Below are 16,363 nucleotides of genomic sequence, written 5' to 3' on the forward strand. Positions count from 1 at the left end.
TAGGAAGCCATGACAACCATCACCGCAGATCATCACGGCGACCACGCCCACGATCATCACGATGCCGATCATAAACCAGCCTTCTTCCAGCGCTGGTTCATGTCCACCAACCACAAGGACATCGGCACCCTCTACCTGATCTTCGCGATTATCGCGGGCATCATCGGTGGCGGCATTTCCGGCCTGATGCGCGCCGAACTCGCGCATCCGGGCATCCAGTATCTGCACACATGGGCCATGATGATGGATGGTCCGGAAGCGACGCTGGACCAGGCCTATCATCTGTGGAACGTGCTGATCACCGCCCACGGCCTCATCATGGTCTTCTTCATGGTGATGCCCGCTATGATCGGCGGCTTTGGCAACTGGTTCGTGCCGATCATGATCGGCGCGCCGGACATGGCCTTCCCGCGGATGAACAATGTCAGCTTCTGGCTGCTCATCCCCGCCTTCGCCCTGCTGCTCGGCTCGACCTTCGTCCCCGGCGGCACCGGCAATGGCGCAGGTACGGGCTGGACGGTCTATGCGCCGCTCTCGACCAGCGGTTCGGCCGGGCCGGCCGTCGACATGGCGATCTTGTCGCTCCATATCGCGGGTGCGTCGTCGATCCTGGGCGCGATCAACTTCATCACCACCATCCTCAACATGCGCGCGCCGGGCATGACCCTGCACAAGATGCCGCTGTTCGTCTGGTCGGTGCTGGTCACCGCCTTCCTGCTGCTGCTCGCGCTGCCGGTCCTGGCCGCCGCGATCACCATGCTGCTGACCGATCGTAACTTCGGCACCACCTTCTACGACGCGGCCGGTGGCGGCGATCCCGAACTCTACCAGCATCTCTTCTGGTTCTTCGGCCACCCCGAAGTCTATATCATGATTCTGCCGGGCTTCGGCATCGTCAGCCAGATCATCTCGACCTTCAGCCGCAAGCCCGTCTTTGGTTATCTCGGCATGGCCTACGCCATGGTCGCGATCGGCGTCGTCGGCTTCGTCGTGTGGGCGCACCACATGTTCACCACCGGCATGTCGGTGAACGTGAAAATGTATTTCACCGCCGCGACGATGGTCATCGCCGTGCCCACCGGAATCAAGATCTTCTCGTGGATCGCGACCATCTGGGGCGGCTCGATCAGCTTTAAGACCCCGATGGTCTGGGCGCTGGGCTTCATCTTCCTCTTCACCGTGGGCGGCGTCACCGGCGTCGTGCTGGCCAATGGCGGCGTCGACGACGTGCTGCACGACACCTATTATGTCGTCGCGCACTTCCACTACGTCCTCTCGCTGGGCGCCGTGTTCGGCCTGTTCGCCGGCTTCTACTACTGGTTCCCGAAAATGTCGGGCAAGATGTACAACGAGTTCCTGGGCCACCTGCACTTCTGGGTGTTCTTCGCCGGCGTGAACCTGTTGTTCTTCCCGATGCACTTCCTGGGCCTGTCGGGTATGCCGCGTCGCTATCCGGACTATCCGGCCGCGTTCGAAAAGTGGAACGAACTGGCCAGCCATGGCTATGAGATCATGGCGGCAGGCATGTTGATCTTCTTCATCAACCTGATCTGGTCGCTCGCGGCCGGCAAGAAGGCGGTCGGCAATCCCTGGGGCGAAGGCGCGACGACGCTGGAATGGACCCTGCCCAGCCCGCCGCCCTATCACCAGTTCGAAACCCTGCCGGTGATCGACGATAACGGCCATCATTGATGGCATGATCGACTGACAAAGCCGGGGCGGATATCATGTCCGCCCCGGTGGTGGCATTTTGCTCCGTGCGCCGTGATGGATCGCGACGGAGCCGGAACATGACATGACCAGTGTGACTTTCGACCAAGCTCTTCTCCCCGCCCATTGGCGCGATTTCGTCGCGCTGACCAAGCCGCGCGTGATGACGCTGGTCGTGTTCACCGGCCTGTGCGGTCTGCTCGCCGCGCCGGGGCATATCCACCCGATCCTCGCCTTCACCGCCATATTGTGCATCGCCATCGGCGCGGGCGCCGCCGCGGCGCTCAATCAATGGTATGAGGCCGATATCGACGCCAAGATGAAGCGCACCGCCAACCGCCCGCTACCCGCTGGCCGGATGGACCGGCAATCGGCGCTGCATTTCGGCGTGGGCCTCTCCTTCTTCTCGGTGATCCTGATCGGCATGGCGACCAACTGGCTCGCCGCTGCCGTGCTGGCCGTCTCCATCCTTTTCTACGTCTTCGTCTACACCATCTGGCTTAAGCCCCGGACGGCGCAGAATATCGTGATCGGCGGCGCGGCGGGCGCTTTTCCGCCGGTGATCGGCTGGGCGGCGGTGACCGGCGACATCAGCGCGCTGCCCGTCGCCCTGTTCATGCTGATCTTCTTCTGGACGCCGCCCCATTTCTGGGCGCTCGCCCTGTTCGTGAAGACCGATTACGCCGCCGCCGGCATCCCGATGCTGCCTGTCGTATCGGGCGAGGTCGTCACCCGCCGCCAGATCTGGGCCTATACCGCGATCATGGCGGTCGCGGCGATGGCGCCGGTGCTGCTGCAATTGACCGGCTTGGTCTATGGCACGGCGGCGCTGCTGGGCACTGCGCTCTTCGCCGTCTTCGCCTTCCAGGTCTACCGCCGGCGCGAAAGCGACCCGGCCCGCATGGCGCCCGAAAAGCGTCTGTTCAAATATTCGATCCTCTATCTCTTCCTGCTGTTCGGGGCGGTGGTCGTCGACCGCTGGCTGCTCGCATGACGCCCGAAGAGCTGGAAAAGGTTCGGGCGCGGCAAAAGTCCCGCGCGCTGGTGATGGGCCTGTTGCTCGGCGCGCTCGTGCTGCTCTTTTACGGCATCACCATCGCCAAGATGGGCGGCAACTGATGGCCACCCTTCCGCCTTCTCCCTTCGATCGCGATCGCCGCAACCGGCGCACGCTGGTCGCCATGGCGACGGTCGGGCTGGCGATGCTGGGCCTAGGCTTCGCCTCGGTCCCGCTCTACCGCATCTTCTGCGAACAGACCGGCTTTGGCGGCACGACCAAGCGCGCGTCTGCCGATGTTCAGGTGCAGGCGGCGGTCGGCCACACCATGTCGATCCGGTTCGATTCCAATGTCCAGCCCGGCATGCCCTGGCAATTCTACCCCGAACATCGGACGGATACCGTCACCATCGGGCGCAAGGATATGGCGATCTTCATCGCCAGGAACATGTCGGACAAGCCGGTGACCGGCACCGCCAGCTTCAACGTCACGCCGACCCAGGCGGGCGCCTATTTCACCAAGATCCAGTGTTTCTGCTTCACCCAGCAGACGCTTCAGCCCGGCGAGGAAGTCCGCATGCCGGTGCTCTATTTTGTCGATCCGAAGATTTTGCAGGACAGCGACAACAAGGACACGCAGCAAATTACCTTGAGCTACACTTTCTATCCTGTTGAGCAGGACAAGAAGCCAAGCTAAGGCAAGCATCAGATAACGCGAACCGCGAACAGGGAAGAGACGATGGCAGGCGCCAAGAACCACGATTATCATATCCTTCCGCCCAGCATCTGGCCGCTCTTCGGCTCCATGTCGGCGCTGGTCATGGCATTTGGCGCGATCATGTGGATGCATCCCGACGCGATGCCGGCCGGCGGCGGCTGGGTCTTCCTGCTCGGCGTCGCCGGCGTGCTGTTCACCTTCTACAGCTGGTGGGCCAATGTGATCACCGAAGCGCATGCCGGCGACCATACGCCGGTGGTGCAGTTGCACCTGCGCTACGGCATGATCCTGTTCATCGCGTCGGAAGTGATGTTCTTCGTCGGCTGGTTCTGGGCCTTTTTCGACTTCTCGCTCTTCCCCAGCGCGCTCGCGCCGATCGAAGGGCTGTTCCCGTCCAAGGGCATCGAGGTGATGAACGCCTTCGAACTGCCCTTGCTCAACACGCTGATCCTGCTCTGCTCGGGCACCACCGTCACCTGGGCGCATCATGCGCTGATCCATGGCGACCGCGAAGGCCTGAAAAAGGGCCTGTGGTGCACGATCCTGCTCGGCCTGCTCTTCTCGTCGATCCAGGCCTATGAATATGCCCATGCGCCGTTCCCGTTCGGCGGGTCTCCCTACAGTTCGGGTTTCTACATGGCGACCGGCTTCCACGGCTTCCACGTCATCGTCGGCACGATCTTCCTGATCGTCAATCTGGTGCGCGTCTATAAGGGCCACTTCACCCCGCGCCAGCATTTCGGCTTCGAAGCCGCCGCCTGGTACTGGCATTTCGTCGACGTGGTGTGGCTGTTCCTGTTCGTCGCCATCTATGTGTGGGGCGGCTGGGGCGCGCCGGTCCACGGCGGCTGAACGACCGTCAGTCACTGACGACAAGACGGCCGGGGCGATGCTCCGGCCGTTTTCTTTTGCCCTGTCGATCGCTACAAGGATATCCATGACCGATCAGCCCGCACCCGCCCGAATCCCGCTGATCGCCACGATCATCGTCGCGCTCGCGGTGCTGACGATGATCGCGCTGGGCGTCTGGCAACTCCAGCGCCGCGGTGAAAAGGAACAGGCGTTGGCGCTGGCCGCGGCCAATCCCGGCCGCTCCGCCGTCGCCTTCCCGATGCTGCCGCCGGTCGCGCCCGACATCCTGTTCCGCCCCTCGTCGGTCCATTGCCTGCGCGTCGTGGGCTGGCGGATCGAGGCGGGTCGCGCCGCCGACGGATCGACCGGCTATCGTCATATCGCGCAATGTTCGACCGGGGCGGAGGGACCGGGCGCACTGGTCGCGATCGGCGTGGGGCAAAAGCCCGACGACAAGCCGAACTGGACCGGCGGGCAGGTATCAGGCTGGATTTCGGAGGAGCCGGACCACCGCGCCCTGCTATCGCGGATCGGCGGCAAGGTGACGCCCCTGCGCCCGATGCTGATCGCGCGCCAGGCCCCGGCGGGCCTCAAGGCCGCTGCGCCGCCCAGCGCCGCTGACGTCCCCAACAACCATCTCGCCTATGCGGTGCAATGGTTCTTCTTCGCTGGCGTCGCGGTCATCATCTACATATTGGCGCTGCGTCGCCGGAACGGGCCGAAATCCTCCTAAACGCTTGCTCCCGCGCGCGCGGATCGTTACCGCGCTTTCCCATTATGCAATATCAAAGCACCAGGGGCACCGCGCCCGCGCTCGGTTTCGAAGACGTCACGCTGGCGGGGCTCGCGTCCGATGGCGGCCTGTATCTGCCGACCAGCTGGCCGGCCTTTACCGTCGATCAGATCAGCGCCCTTGCCGGCCTCTCCTATGTCGAAACCGCCGTTCGGGTCATGGCGCCCTTCGTCGCGGGATCGCTCAGCGAATACGAACTGCGGGAACTCTGCACCGCCGCCTATGGCCGCTTCAGCCATCAGGCCGTGACCCCGCTGGTTCAGCTCGACCATCAGCATTGGCTGCTGGAACTGTTCCATGGCCCGACGCTCGCCTTCAAGGATGTCGCGCTCCAGCTGCTTGGCCAGTTGTTCGAACGCTTCCTCTCGCGCCGCGACGATCATTTGACCATCGTCGGGGCGACGTCGGGCGACACCGGGTCGGCGGCGATCGACGCGGTGGCGGGCCGCGAAAAGATCGACATCTTCATGCTCCATCCCGAAGGGCGGGTGTCGGACGTGCAGCGCCGCCAGATGACCACCGTGCTGGCCCCCAACGTCTATAATATCGCGATCGAGGGCAGCTTCGACGATGCGCAGGCGCTGGTGAAGGCGATGTTCAACGACGCCGCCTTCAAGAACCGCTTCAACCTGTCGGCGGTGAACAGCATCAACTGGGCGCGGCTGATGGCGCAGGTCGTCTATTATTTCTACGCCGCCGTTCGCCTTGGCGCGCCTGAACGCGAAGTCGCCTTCTCGGTCCCCACCGGTAATTTCGGCGACGTGTTCGCGGGCTATGTGGCCGCGAAGATGGGCCTGCCCGTCGCGAAGCTTATCGTCGCCACCAACGTCAACGATATCCTGCACCGCGCCTTGTCCGAAGGCGATTATAGCCAGGGCCAGGTCGTGCCGACCGCCACCCCCAGCATGGACATCCAGGTCAGTTCCAATTTCGAACGGCTGCTGTTCGACGCCGGCGGTCGCGACGGCCTGGCGCTGGCGGAGCAGATGCGCGGCTTCGAAACCAGCAAGGCGATGCGCCTGACCAACGCCCAGCGCGAAGGCGCGGCGCATCTGTTCAGCTCCGCCCGCGTCGATGCCGACGGCATGACGATGGCGATGCGCTGGGCCTATGACGGCGCAGGCCAGATCCTCGACCCGCACAGCGCGATCGGTCTCGCCGCCGCGCGCGAAGCGGGCATCGATGCGCACATCCCGGTTGTCACGCTGGCGACCGCCCACCCCGCCAAGTTCCGCGACGCCGTCGAACGCGCGACCGGCACCCGCCCGCCGCTCCCCGCGCGCGTCGGCGACCTGTTCTCGCGCGAGGAAAGCTACGCCAAGCTCCCCGGCACGTTCGAGGCGGTCACCGCTTATGTCGCCGAACGCGCGACCCCGCGCGGCTAAGTTGGAGCTCAAGACCCTCATCGGCGAACCCTGGTCCGACTACGGCCTGCTCGACAGCGGCGACGGGCGGAAGCTGGAGCGCTATGGCCGCTTCCGCTTCATCCGCCCGGAACCGCAGGCGATGTGGAAGCCCGCGACGACCGACTGGCGCGCCGACGGCGAATTCATCCCCGGATCGGACGAGGATGGCGGCGGCCGCTGGTATTATGAAAAGCCGGTCCCGGCCGAAGGCTGGCCGCTCCACTGGCGCGAAGTCACCTTCCAGTCGAGCTGCACCCCGTTCCGCCATCTCGGCTTCTTCCCCGACATGGCGCCGATCTGGGACGATCTGCGCGCCACCTATGCGGATAAACCCGATGCCGAGATCATGAACCTGTTCGGCTATACCGGTGTCGGCACGCTGGCCCTGTCGGCCGGCGGCGCGCGCATGGTCCATGTCGATGCGTCCAAGAAATCGGTGGCGCAGGCCCGCGCCAATGCCGACCTGTCGGGCATGGCGGACAAGCCGGTCCGCTGGATCGTGGAGGACGCCGCCAAATTCGTCGCCCGCGAAGTACGCCGCAATCGCCGCTATGACGGCATATTGCTCGACCCGCCCAAATATGGCCGCGGTCCCGACGGCGAAGTGTGGCGGCTGGAGGAAGACCTGCCCGGTCTGATCGCCAATTGCCGGGCGCTGCTGGACGCGGACAGCCGTTTCCTGTTCCTGACCGTTTATGCGGTGCGCATGTCGGCGCTGGCGATCGGCGAATTGCTGCGCCAGGCTTTCGCGGACCTGCCCGGCACGGTGGAGGCGGGCGAACTGGCTGTGCGGGAAGAAGCGCGCGGCATCGCGCTGCCCACGGCGATCTGGGCGCGCTGGAAACGGTAAGCTATGTGCGGTTGGCTCAGGCCAGCGTCAGATAGATTTCCGCCTCGATCACCCAAGCGCCGCCGACTTCACGCCATTTGGCGCTGTAGCTCCCCGATGCTTGGGCTGCACCATGCACGACGCCCTGCCAGACGCCATGCTCCATCGCGATCGGCTCCACGGGCGACGCGACGATGGTTTCGGGCGTGCGGGTATAGATCATGCGCGGCTTGGCAGCGAACTCGCGCTTCCACGCCATCAACTGCGCCTTGCGTCCGGCAATGACCGCGCTGTCGGTGCCCGTCACCATGACGACATCCATCGCCAGCAGCGGCCCGATGGCGGTCAGATCCGCCTCGGCCAGCGCCCGGTTGAAGGACGCGCGCGCCAGGCGGATGGCGAGGTCGGCGGTGGGGGTCATTTCCAGATAAAGCTCTCGAAGCGAACGTGGCTTGATTACCCGCAACGGGCCGAAATAATCGCCATCGCCGCGTCATAACTCACGGTCAGCCGATCGGCGCGGTAATCCATGGTCATCGCCATGCCCGGTCCGCCCCAGCGCAACGTCTTCGCGCCCGACGCCTTGAGCAAAGCCGCGCCAACCTCGGCGCTCGCCTTCTGTCCGACGAAGCTGTCCAGGCCATCATTGCGGCATGGTCCTTCGGCGCTGACGGGCGGGGTGGCCGGTCCCGGCCCGTTCGCCCCGGCGCACGCGACCAGGGACAGAGCCATCAGGCTTGCAATCACCATCCGCCCAGCCCGCTTCATCGCCGCTCTCCTATTCCGTGCGCGTCATCTTCAACCGGCCATTTTTGACCGCAAAGGCCATGCGGCCTTCGACCAGGTCAACCGCGTCGCGGCCAAATTGTTCATAACGCCAGCCCTCCAATATCGAGAGCCCCTCGCGCACGCCCGCGGCCAGCGCGTCGATATCGTCGGTCCGCGCGATCAGCCGCGACGCGACATTGATGTCGCGCGAGCGGATTTTCAGCAGCAGCTTGAGCAGGTCGGCCACCAGCGCGCCGTCCTTGCCCAGCCCCGGCCGCTTGGGATCGCGCTCCGGCATCTCGTCCTTGCCCAGCGGCTGGTGCTTGGCCAGCGCGTTCATCAGCCGCGCGCCGATATCGTTGGTCCGCCAGGTCGCGCTCAGTCCGCGCACCTTGCCCAATTCTTCCTGGGTGCGCGGCGGATGGCTGGCGATGTCGGCCAGCGTTTCGTCCTTGACGATGCGGCCGCGCGGCAGATTCTTGTCCTGCGCCTCGATCTCGCGCCAGGCGGCCAGCGCCTTGAGCCGTCCCAGTACGTCTGCCTTCTTGCTGGCGATCCGCACCCGCTGCCACGCCTGTTGCGGGTCGTTTTCATAATGGGAAGGATCGCTGATCCGCTCCATTTCCTGGTCCAGCCAGTCGCCGCGCCCGGTCTTGCGCAATTCTTCCAGCATTTTGGGGAAGATCTGGATCAGGTAAGTGACGTCGCCGATCGCATAGTCGATCTGCCTTTTGTCCAGCGGCCGCCGCGCCCAATCGGTAAAGCGCGCGCCCTTGTCCAGCACCACGCCCATCCACGCATCGACCAGATTGCCGTAACCGATCTGCTCGCCCAGCCCCAGCGCCATCGCCGCGATCTGGGTGTCGAACATCGGGTGCGGCGTCTTGCCGGTCAGGTTGTGGACGATCTCGATATCCTGCCCGCCGGCATGGAAGACCTTCAGAACATCCTCATTCTCGCACATCAGGTCGAGCAGGGGCTTCAGGTCGATGCCGGGCGCCTTGGGATCGATCGCGGCGGCCTCGTTCGGGTCGGCAACCTGGACCAGACACAGTTCGGGCCAATAGCTGTTTTCCCGCATGAACTCGGTATCGACGGCGATATAGGGCGATTTGGCGATGCGGGCGCAGAAATCGGAAAGCGTCTTGCTGTCGGTAATCAGCGGATGAATTTGCATATGGTCTTCGATCTTATTATGGGCTGGCCCGCGTCCGGCGGACTGGTCAATGCTTGACAGCATAGGCCATAGCGGGACTGCAACACTTTGTCATTTCCGTAAAACGAAGCTGAAAGACCAAAACGCCATGCACGCCTATCGCACCCACACCTGCGGCGCCCTGACCACGGCCGATGTCGGCACTGAGGTCCGCGTGTCGGGCTGGGTGCATCGCAAGCGCGACCATGGCGGCGTTTTGTTCGTCGATCTGCGCGATCATTATGGCATTACGCAGGTGGTGGCGAAGGCCGACAGCGATCCGCTCCGTACGCTGGAATCGCTCCGCCTCGAATCCGTCGTGACGATCGACGGTCATGTGGTCGCCCGCGCCGCCGAAGCCATCAACCCGCGCATGGCGACCGGCGAGATCGAGATCGTGGCCGACAGCGTGACGGTGCTTTCCACCGCCGCCGAACTGCCGCTGCCGGTCGCGGGCGAGCAGGAATATCCCGAAGATATCCGCCTGCGCTATCGCTTCCTCGACCTGCGCCGCGAAACGCTGCACGCCAATATCGTCAAGCGGACCAGGATCATCTCCGACATGCGCCGCCGCATGGAAGGCATCGGCTTCACCGAATATTCGACGCCGATCCTGACGGCGAGCAGCCCCGAAGGCGCGCGCGACTTCCTGGTGCCCAGCCGCATCCATGCTGGCAAATTCTACGCCCTGCCGCAGGCGCCCCAGCAATATAAGCAGTTGCTGATGGTCGCGGGCTTCGACCGTTATTTCCAGATCGCCCCCTGCTTCCGCGACGAAGATCCGCGCGCTGATCGTCTGCCCGGCGAATTCTACCAGCTCGACCTCGAAATGAGCTTCGTGACCCAGGAAGATGTCTGGAACACGATGGAGCCGGTCATCGCCCAGGTGTTCGAACAGTTCGCCGACGGCAAGCCCGTCACCCCGGCAGGCAGCTTCCCGCGCATCCCGCACGCCGAGGCGCTGCTGAAGTACGGCAGCGACAAGCCCGACCTGCGCAACCCCATCCTCATCACCGACGTGACCGAACATTTCGTGGGGTCCGGCTTCGGTATTTTCGCATCGCTGGTCGACAGCGGCAGCGTGATCCGCGCGATCCCGGCGCCCGGCGCAGGGGCTGGCAGCCGCAAATTCTTCGACGAGATGAACAATTGGGCGCGGGGCGAGGGCTATTCGGGCCTTGGCTATATCAACATCAAGGATGGCGTTCCCGGTGGCCCGATCGCCAAGAATCACGGCGAGGAAGCGACCGGCAAGCTGATCGCAGCGCTCGGCCTCGGCCCCAATGACGGCGTGTTCTTCGCAGCGGGCAAGGAATCGCAGGCCGCCAAGCTGGCGGGCCTGGCGCGCACCCGCGTCGGCGAAACGCTGGACCTGATCGACAAGGACCGCTTCGACCTGTGCTGGATCGTGGACTTCCCCTTCTACGAATATGACGAAGACACCAAGTCGGTCGATTTCGCGCACAATCCCTTCTCCATGCCGCAGGGCGGGCTGGACGCGCTGAACAATCAGGACCCGCTGACGATCAACGCCTATCAATATGACATGGTCTGCAACGGCTATGAAATCGCTTCCGGCTCGATCCGCAACCAGTCGCCCGAACTGATGGTCAAGGCGTTCGAACTGGTGGGCCTCAGCCAGCAGGATGTGGAGGATCGCTTCGGCGGCCTCTACCGCGCCTTCCAGTACGGCGCGCCGCCCCATGGCGGCATGGCGGCGGGCGTCGATCGCATCGTGATGCTGCTGTGCGGCGCGCAGAATCTGCGCGAAATCACGCTGTTCCCGATGAACCAGCGCGCCGAAGACCTGCTGATGGGCGCTCCCAGCGCCGCCGAATTCAAGCAGCTGCGCGAACTCCATGTCCGCGTCGTGGAGCCGCAGGCGAAGGCCTGATCCCTATACTTTCCAGTTCCGTTCGGTTCGAGTAGCCTTCGAGCGAAGCCGAGAAGGCGTATCGAGAACAAGTTTCTCGACAAGCTCGAACCGAACGGGAGTGGAGCATTGACCATCGACCTTGCCGACTACGAAAAGGGCGCGAAATATAAAGGCGACTATGACGCCGACCTCCTAGCGGTCCAGCGGCGCCTCGCCAAGATTCAGGTCGCGCACATCCTGCACGGCAAGCGCAGCGTCGTCCTGCTGGAGGGCTGGGACGCCGCGGGCAAGGGCGGCATTATCAAGCGGATGAGCGCCGACTGGGACCCGCGCTATTATCAGGTCCACCCGATCGCAGCCCCCAATGAGGAGGAGCGCGACCATCATTTCCTCTGGCGCTTCTGGACGCGCCTGCCCGCCAGCCGCAATATCGGCATTTTCGACCGTAGCTGGTACGGCCGCGTGCTGGTTGAGCGGGTCGAGGGCTTTTGCAGCAAGGCCGACTGGAAGCGCGGCTATGACGAGATCAACGCCTTCGAAAAGCAACTGGCGCAGGATGGCGTCAATTTCGTCAAACTCTTCGTCCATATCACCCAGGAAACCCAGGACGAACAGCTCGCCCAGCGGCTCGATACGCCGTGGAAGCGGTGGAAGACCGGCGCGGACGATTATCGCAACCGCGCCCGGCGGGCCGACTATCTCGACGCGATGCACGCCATGTTCAAGAAAACCGACAGCAAGCACGCCCCCTGGCAGGTAATCGACAATAACCACCGCAAGGCCGGCCGGATCGCGGCCCTGACCTATGTTGCCGATCGGCTGGAAAAGCTGGTGCCGATGGATTTCCCCGATGCGGACCCTGCCGTGGTCAAACTGGCGCAGGACGCATTTGGCTATAAATCCAAATGAAATCAGCTACTTGTAACAAAATTGTCATGAAATTCTAACCGCGCATTTACCATTGACCGTCTAAGCCGCTGTCCATGTTAGCTGCGCCCATCGCCATGCCCGATCCGTCCGTCGTCCCCGGTCTGCCCCTGGCGGAGCGGACGCCGGTCGTCCGCCTGGGCCAGCCGCTCAGTGAAGCGGTTGACTGGTTCCAGCGCGATTCGGGGCTGCGCCTGCTGCCGGTGCTGGATACGCGCGACCGGCCGGTGGGCGCGATCTACGAGCGCGACATGCGCCGTATCCTGTTCAACCCCTTCGGTCACGCGCTGCTGCGCAATCCCAGTTTCGGCGGGCGGCTGGACGATCATGTCCGCCCCTGCGCCACCGTCGATCGCACCGCCAGCGTCGAGGCGCTGGTCGATCTGTTCGCGGCGCAGGGCGCGGGCTGCGACGGGTTGATCGTCACCGACGCTGGCGTCTATAGCGGCGTGCTCGGCGGCGGGCTGCTGCTGCGGCTGGCGGCCGATCGCGACGCGCGACTGGCGCTGGCGCGGACCGCGCGGGTTGAGCAGATCACGCAGGAAAGCGCCGCCTTCCGTCAGGATATCGCCACGATGATCGCCGACATGGCGGCGATGGCGCAGCGGCTGTCCGCGCTGGCGGGGCAGGCGGCGGAGCGGGCCGCAGGCGACGGCGCCGATTCGGCCGCCATGGCCGTCGCCGCGGCGCAGACGGCCGAGCGGCTGGCCGACCTGGCGTCGGGCGGCGCGGAATTGGGGCAGTTGTTCCGGGCGATGGAGGCCGAGGCCCAGGCGGCGGGCGCAGCGATAGCGGAGGCGGCGGCGCGCAGCCGGTCCGGGGTCGAACGCAGCACGGCGCTGCGAGTCGAGGCCGACGGCATCGGCGAGGTCATTGCGCTGATCGACAGCATCGCTCGCGCGACCGCCATGCTGGCGCTCAATGCGGGGATCGAGGCGGCGCGTGCGGGGGAGGCGGGGCAGGGCTTCGCTGTGGTCGCGCGAGAGGTGAAGTCGCTTGCCCAGCAGACCCGCGACGCGGCCGCCGGCATAGCCGGGCGGATCGACCATATCCGCGCCGCCATCGGCGAAGTGGCGGCCGGTCACGCCCATATGGACGCCACCATGGTCCGCGCCGACCGGCTGTCGGCGGCGGTGTTCGAGGCGGTGGCGCGGCAGAGTCTCTTCAGCCGGACCATGGCGGACAGTGTGGCGGAGGCGGGATCGTCCAGCGCCCATATCCGCACCGGCGCGCGCCAGATCAGCGACAATGCCCAGGCCACCGTCCTGGCGGCGCGGGGGATGCGCAACGTCGCCGACGCCCTGGCCGACGAAGCGCATCGGCTGGAACGGCGCGCGGGCGGCTTCATCGCGGCCATTCGCGCCGCCTGAACGATCCCTCTGGCGTCTACGCCGAAACGCGCTAGGCTATGGTTCCATAATAAGGAGAGGACGCCATGCTCGTGATGTTCGTCGGCACTGATCGCACCCAGACCGCGATCAACCCTGCGCAGGTCACCTTCGTTTCCTCGGTCAGCAACGGCACCCGCATCCGCTTCGGCGAAGGGCGCAGCGTCACCGTGACCGAACCGATCGATGCCGTGCTCGACAGTCTCAACCAGGCGCTGCGCCCGCACGAATGAAAGAGCGGTTGCGCTCCTGTTTTCGCAGGAGTTCGAGCGTCTCTATTCCGCCAGCTTCTTCGCCAGCGCGTCCTCCGCGCGCTGCGCATAGGCGCGGCAGGCGCGGGGATCGAGAAACGGATTGGGCGTGCGCGCCCTGGCCAGTCGCGCCAGCCTGTCGGCTTGGTCGTCGGCCGGGTGGGACGGGATCAGCAGGTCGCACCGCATCGCCTTCACCCGCGCGAAGCTGGTGCGAAAGGCGTCGACGAACGGCCGGTGCGCCGGATCGGCGAAGCGCCAGCCATCGGGCGCGATGGGATTGAGGCTGGAACCGAAGACGATCGTCCGGCAATCCTTCCCCTCGCAACTCTTCCAGCTCCAGCTCATGCTGCCCAGCGTATGGCCTGGCGTGGCATGGGCGGTGACCGCGGTATCGCCCAGCCGGATCCCTTCCCCATCGCGCACGCGCCGCACCTTCGCGACGCCGGGGAATCGATCCAGCCACGCCGCCTGCGGATCGTCGGGGTCGCCGCCCCCCGTCCGCAGCACCGCCGCCCCGGCCGCGCTGGCGATCACGGTCGCGCCGCTGTCCCGCGCCAGCCCGGCGATGCCGCCGGCATGGTCATAATGGGGCTCGGTGGAGAGGATCAGCTTCACCTGTTTGATCGACAGGCCGAGCTGGCGGAGATGCGCCGCAATCTCCGGCACCCCTTCCGGGACGCCGCCATCGATCAGGATCAGCCCCGCGCTGGTGTGGATCATCGCGACGTTCAGGTCGCCGAACCCGACCAGATAGGTCGATCCGTAGAGTCTGGCGGGCGATTGCGGTTCCATCCACTTGGCATGATCGGGCGCGACCGGCGGTGATGCGGCGCCGCCGGGTTCGCCCGCACCCATGGTCGCCATCCCAGCCAGGCTGATAGCGAATGCCACCGTTTTCCGCATGATCCTGCCTCCATTGCTTCTTGAAGGCGAAGTTGCCCTGTCGGACGGCCGCTCGCAAAGCAACATTTCTCGACAGAGCCATGAGCCAGGCTTATGGCTCTTGCCCCATGGACCGCGCTCAACTGCCCCTGAACGCCCTGCGCGCCTTCGAGGCGTCGGCGCGCCATCTCAACTTCACCAAAGCCGCCATCGAACTGTGCGTCAGCCAGGGCGCGGTCAGCCAGCAGGTGGCGGGGCTGGAGGCGCGACTGGGCGCGCCGCTGTTCCGCCGCCTGCCCCGCGGCCTGATGCTGACCGACGAAGGCCGCGCGCTGCTGCCGGTCATGGGCGACGCGCTCGACCGGATCGGCGCGACGCTGGACCGGATCGAGGGCGGCCGCCCGCGCGAAATCCTCAATCTGGGCGTCGTCGGCACCTTCGCCTCCGGCTGGCTGCTGGATCGGCTGGCGGATTTCGAACGGGCCTGCCCCCATGTCGATCTGCGCATCATGACCAATAACAACCGCGTCGATCTGGCGGGGGAGGGGCTGGACCTCGCCATCCGCTTCGGCGACGGCGCCTGGCATGGCACCCATGCCGACCCGGTCCTGCGCGCGCCGCTCGCCCCGCTCTGCACGCCTGACGTCGCAGCGCGCCTGCCCGATCCGGCCGCGCTCGCGCGTGAAACCCTGCTGCGTTCCTATCGCGCCGACGAATGGCCGCGCTGGTTCGCGGCGGCCAGCGCCCTCTGTCCGCCGCTGCGCGGGCCGCTGTTCGACAGTTCGATCCTGATGGTGCAGGCGGCCCTGCGCGGACTGGGCGTCGCCCTCGCCCCGCCCGCTATGTTCGACGCGGATCTGCGCGCCGGTCGCCTGGTCCAGCCCTTCGCCACGGCGGTCGATCTGGGCGGCTATTGGCTCACCCGCCTGATGTCGCGCCCGGACAGTCCAGCGATGGCGGATTTCCGGCGCTGGCTGATCGCCGCGGCCGGGGTCTGATCGTTCGCGCATAGGCGCAGAGAATGCAATGGATGGTTTGACGGGATCGCTATGCTCTATTCGTGCCTGGCGACCATGAAATAGCCGATTGCTTCCATACAATCACGAAAAGCGCAAAACCGCCACAACTGTCCAACTTGTTGTCTCAATCACGCGGGATAGGCGATCGCCATCACCTCATATTCCTTCTCCCCCGCCGGCAGGCGCACGCGGCGCAGGTCGCCCACCGCCGCCCCGCGCAGCGCGCGCGATATGGGCGATCCCCAGCCGATCCGCCCCGCGTCCACATCCGTCTCGTCATTGCCGACGATGGTGACGGTGCGGTGATTGTCGTCCTCGTCTGCGATGGTGACGGTCGCGCCGAAATAGACCCGTCCCTTGTCGGGCTGTTGCCGGGCATCGACGACCTTGGCGTCCTTCATCTTCTTCGACAGGCGTTTCAGCTGAAAATCGATCTCGCGCATCCGCTTGCGGCCATAGAGATAATCGCCATTCTCGCTGCGGTCGCCATTGCCCGCGGCCCAACTGACCACCTCGACGATGCGCGGCCGTTCGGTGCCCAGCAAATGGTCATATTCGGCGCGCAGCTTCGCGAAGCCTTCGGGCGAGATATAGTTGGGATAGGGGACGGTCATGGCGCAGCCTTATCCGTTGCCGGGGTGGTTGCGCAATTTTGTTCGCGCAGAGGCGCAGAGATGGCAGAGAAACGGATTGGCGCGGAGACGCGCAGGCGCGGAGATTTTGGGGAGCGGCCTTCTGCCGAAGAAACC

At 65.2% G+C, this 16,363-nt stretch carries 18 protein-coding genes; 13 read left to right on the forward strand and 5 right to left on the reverse strand.

The features are described from left to right. The first annotated feature begins 9 nt into the window (after positions 1 to 9). The 8 genes from ctaD (at position 10) to sphantq_RS11475 (ending at position 7,326) form a co-directional block, all read left to right on the forward strand. Positions 10 to 1,692 (forward strand): cytochrome c oxidase subunit I, encoded by a 1,683-nt coding sequence (ctaD, locus tag sphantq_RS11440; RefSeq protein ID WP_066599484.1) that lies wholly within the window; start codon positions 10 to 12, stop codon positions 1,690 to 1,692. Positions 1,693 to 1,795: 103 nt separating this feature from the next. Next, positions 1,796 to 2,704, forward strand: coding sequence for a heme o synthase (locus sphantq_RS11445; protein ID WP_066599489.1), 909 nt, complete (start codon positions 1,796 to 1,798; stop codon positions 2,702 to 2,704). After that, positions 2,701 to 2,829, forward strand: coding sequence for a hypothetical protein (locus sphantq_RS11450; protein ID WP_269076421.1), 129 nt, complete (start codon positions 2,701 to 2,703; stop codon positions 2,827 to 2,829). The genes sphantq_RS11445 and sphantq_RS11450 overlap by 4 nt, the downstream gene beginning before the upstream one ends. Beyond that, on the forward strand, positions 2,829 to 3,404 hold the full coding sequence (locus sphantq_RS11455; protein WP_066599491.1) for a cytochrome c oxidase assembly protein: 576 nt from the start codon (positions 2,829 to 2,831) through the stop codon (positions 3,402 to 3,404). Before sphantq_RS11450 ends, sphantq_RS11455 begins: the two co-directional genes overlap by 1 nt. Before the next feature lie 42 nt (positions 3,405 to 3,446). Next, the gene (locus sphantq_RS11460; protein ID WP_066599492.1) at positions 3,447 to 4,277 is read left to right on the forward strand and encodes a cytochrome c oxidase subunit 3; all 831 of its coding nucleotides are present in this window, start codon (positions 3,447 to 3,449) and stop codon (positions 4,275 to 4,277) included. Between the two features lie 85 nt (positions 4,278 to 4,362). Beyond that, entirely contained in the window at positions 4,363 to 5,010 is a 648-nt protein-coding gene (locus sphantq_RS11465; protein WP_066599494.1) for an SURF1 family cytochrome oxidase biogenesis protein, read from the forward strand. Between the two features lie 44 nt (positions 5,011 to 5,054). Then, on the forward strand, positions 5,055 to 6,455 hold the full coding sequence (thrC, locus tag sphantq_RS11470; RefSeq protein WP_272798554.1) for a threonine synthase: 1,401 nt from the start codon (positions 5,055 to 5,057) through the stop codon (positions 6,453 to 6,455). 1 nt (position 6,456) lies between these two features. Then, a complete protein-coding gene (locus sphantq_RS11475) occupies positions 6,457 to 7,326 on the forward strand; it encodes a class I SAM-dependent methyltransferase (RefSeq protein WP_066604810.1) in 870 nt (289 codons plus the stop codon). A gap of 16 nt (positions 7,327 to 7,342) precedes the next feature. On the opposite strand, the gene sphantq_RS11480 is transcribed toward sphantq_RS11475, so the two are convergent. The 3 genes from sphantq_RS11480 to rnd are packed head-to-tail and all read right to left on the reverse strand — an operon-like array spanning position 7,343 to position 9,250. After that, positions 7,343 to 7,726 carry a nuclear transport factor 2 family protein gene (locus tag sphantq_RS11480; protein WP_129925653.1) on the reverse strand — a complete coding sequence of 128 codons (384 nt, stop codon included), beginning with the start codon at positions 7,724 to 7,726 and terminating at the stop codon, positions 7,343 to 7,345. A gap of 35 nt (positions 7,727 to 7,761) precedes the next feature. Then, positions 7,762 to 8,073: an I78 family peptidase inhibitor gene (locus sphantq_RS11485; protein ID WP_422932319.1), complete on the reverse strand. Its 312-nt coding sequence runs from the start codon at positions 8,071 to 8,073 to the stop codon at positions 7,762 to 7,764. A gap of 10 nt (positions 8,074 to 8,083) precedes the next feature. Beyond that, a complete protein-coding gene (gene rnd, locus sphantq_RS11490) occupies positions 8,084 to 9,250 on the reverse strand; it encodes a ribonuclease D (protein WP_129925728.1) in 1,167 nt (388 codons plus the stop codon). Positions 9,251 to 9,377: 127 nt separating this feature from the next. Here rnd and aspS point away from each other — a divergent pair, with 127 nt between their 5' ends. The 4 genes from aspS (at position 9,378) to sphantq_RS11510 (ending at position 13,692) form a co-directional block, all read left to right on the forward strand. Next, positions 9,378 to 11,162: an aspartate--tRNA ligase gene (gene aspS, locus sphantq_RS11495; RefSeq protein ID WP_272798555.1), complete on the forward strand. Its 1,785-nt coding sequence runs from the start codon at positions 9,378 to 9,380 to the stop codon at positions 11,160 to 11,162. Between the two features lie 108 nt (positions 11,163 to 11,270). Continuing rightward, entirely contained in the window at positions 11,271 to 12,053 is a 783-nt protein-coding gene (locus tag sphantq_RS11500; protein ID WP_066599502.1) for a polyphosphate kinase 2 family protein, read from the forward strand. 74 nt (positions 12,054 to 12,127) lie between these two features. Next, positions 12,128 to 13,441 carry a methyl-accepting chemotaxis protein gene (locus tag sphantq_RS11505; protein WP_272798556.1) on the forward strand — a complete coding sequence of 438 codons (1,314 nt, stop codon included), beginning with the start codon at positions 12,128 to 12,130 and terminating at the stop codon, positions 13,439 to 13,441. Between the two features lie 65 nt (positions 13,442 to 13,506). Further along, the gene (locus tag sphantq_RS11510) at positions 13,507 to 13,692 is read left to right on the forward strand and encodes a hypothetical protein (protein WP_066599506.1); all 186 of its coding nucleotides are present in this window, start codon (positions 13,507 to 13,509) and stop codon (positions 13,690 to 13,692) included. A gap of 42 nt (positions 13,693 to 13,734) precedes the next feature. Here the strand turns inward: sphantq_RS11510 and bla are convergent, their stop codons facing one another. Further along, positions 13,735 to 14,616 carry a subclass B3 metallo-beta-lactamase gene (gene bla / locus sphantq_RS11515; RefSeq protein WP_272798557.1) on the reverse strand — a complete coding sequence of 294 codons (882 nt, stop codon included), beginning with the start codon at positions 14,614 to 14,616 and terminating at the stop codon, positions 13,735 to 13,737. A 107-nt stretch (positions 14,617 to 14,723) separates the two neighbouring features. On the opposite strand from bla, the gene sphantq_RS11520 reads away from it, so the two are divergent. Continuing rightward, positions 14,724 to 15,593 (forward strand): LysR family transcriptional regulator, encoded by an 870-nt coding sequence (locus sphantq_RS11520; protein WP_066599508.1) that lies wholly within the window; start codon positions 14,724 to 14,726, stop codon positions 15,591 to 15,593. Positions 15,594 to 15,742: 149 nt separating this feature from the next. On the opposite strand, the gene greB is transcribed toward sphantq_RS11520, so the two are convergent. Continuing rightward, positions 15,743 to 16,228 (reverse strand): transcription elongation factor GreB, encoded by a 486-nt coding sequence (gene greB, locus sphantq_RS11525; RefSeq protein ID WP_066599510.1) that lies wholly within the window; start codon positions 16,226 to 16,228, stop codon positions 15,743 to 15,745. Positions 16,229 to 16,363: the final 135 nt, after the last annotated feature.

The organism is Sphingobium sp. AntQ-1, from assembly GCF_028538045.1.
GTDB lineage: Bacteria > Pseudomonadota > Alphaproteobacteria > Sphingomonadales > Sphingomonadaceae > Sphingobium > Sphingobium cupriresistens.

Excerpts from the sequence above, each read along its gene's own strand:
- ctaD (WP_066599484.1), top strand. The coding sequence starts at position 10 with ATGACAACCATCACCGCAGATCATCACGGCGACCACGCCCACGATCAT.
- sphantq_RS11445 (WP_066599489.1), top strand. The coding sequence starts at position 1,796 with ATGACCAGTGTGACTTTCGACCAAGCTCTTCTCCCCGCCCATTGGCGC.
- sphantq_RS11450 (WP_269076421.1), top strand. The coding sequence starts at position 2,701 with ATGACGCCCGAAGAGCTGGAAAAGGTTCGGGCGCGGCAAAAGTCCCGC.
- sphantq_RS11455 (WP_066599491.1), top strand. The coding sequence starts at position 2,829 with ATGGCCACCCTTCCGCCTTCTCCCTTCGATCGCGATCGCCGCAACCGG.
- sphantq_RS11460 (WP_066599492.1), top strand. The coding sequence starts at position 3,447 with ATGGCAGGCGCCAAGAACCACGATTATCATATCCTTCCGCCCAGCATC.
- sphantq_RS11465 (WP_066599494.1), top strand. The coding sequence starts at position 4,363 with ATGACCGATCAGCCCGCACCCGCCCGAATCCCGCTGATCGCCACGATC.
- thrC (WP_272798554.1), top strand. The coding sequence starts at position 5,055 with ATGCAATATCAAAGCACCAGGGGCACCGCGCCCGCGCTCGGTTTCGAA.
- sphantq_RS11480 (WP_129925653.1), bottom strand. The coding sequence starts at position 7,726 with ATGACCCCCACCGCCGACCTCGCCATCCGCCTGGCGCGCGCGTCCTTC.
- sphantq_RS11485 (WP_422932319.1), bottom strand. The coding sequence starts at position 8,073 with ATGAAGCGGGCTGGGCGGATGGTGATTGCAAGCCTGATGGCTCTGTCC.
- rnd (WP_129925728.1), bottom strand. The coding sequence starts at position 9,250 with ATGCAAATTCATCCGCTGATTACCGACAGCAAGACGCTTTCCGATTTC.
- aspS (WP_272798555.1), top strand. The coding sequence starts at position 9,378 with ATGCACGCCTATCGCACCCACACCTGCGGCGCCCTGACCACGGCCGAT.
- sphantq_RS11505 (WP_272798556.1), top strand. The coding sequence starts at position 12,128 with ATGTTAGCTGCGCCCATCGCCATGCCCGATCCGTCCGTCGTCCCCGGT.
- sphantq_RS11510 (WP_066599506.1), top strand. The coding sequence starts at position 13,507 with ATGCTCGTGATGTTCGTCGGCACTGATCGCACCCAGACCGCGATCAAC.
- bla (WP_272798557.1), bottom strand. The coding sequence starts at position 14,616 with ATGCGGAAAACGGTGGCATTCGCTATCAGCCTGGCTGGGATGGCGACC.
- sphantq_RS11520 (WP_066599508.1), top strand. The coding sequence starts at position 14,724 with ATGGACCGCGCTCAACTGCCCCTGAACGCCCTGCGCGCCTTCGAGGCG.
- greB (WP_066599510.1), bottom strand. The coding sequence starts at position 16,228 with ATGACCGTCCCCTATCCCAACTATATCTCGCCCGAAGGCTTCGCGAAG.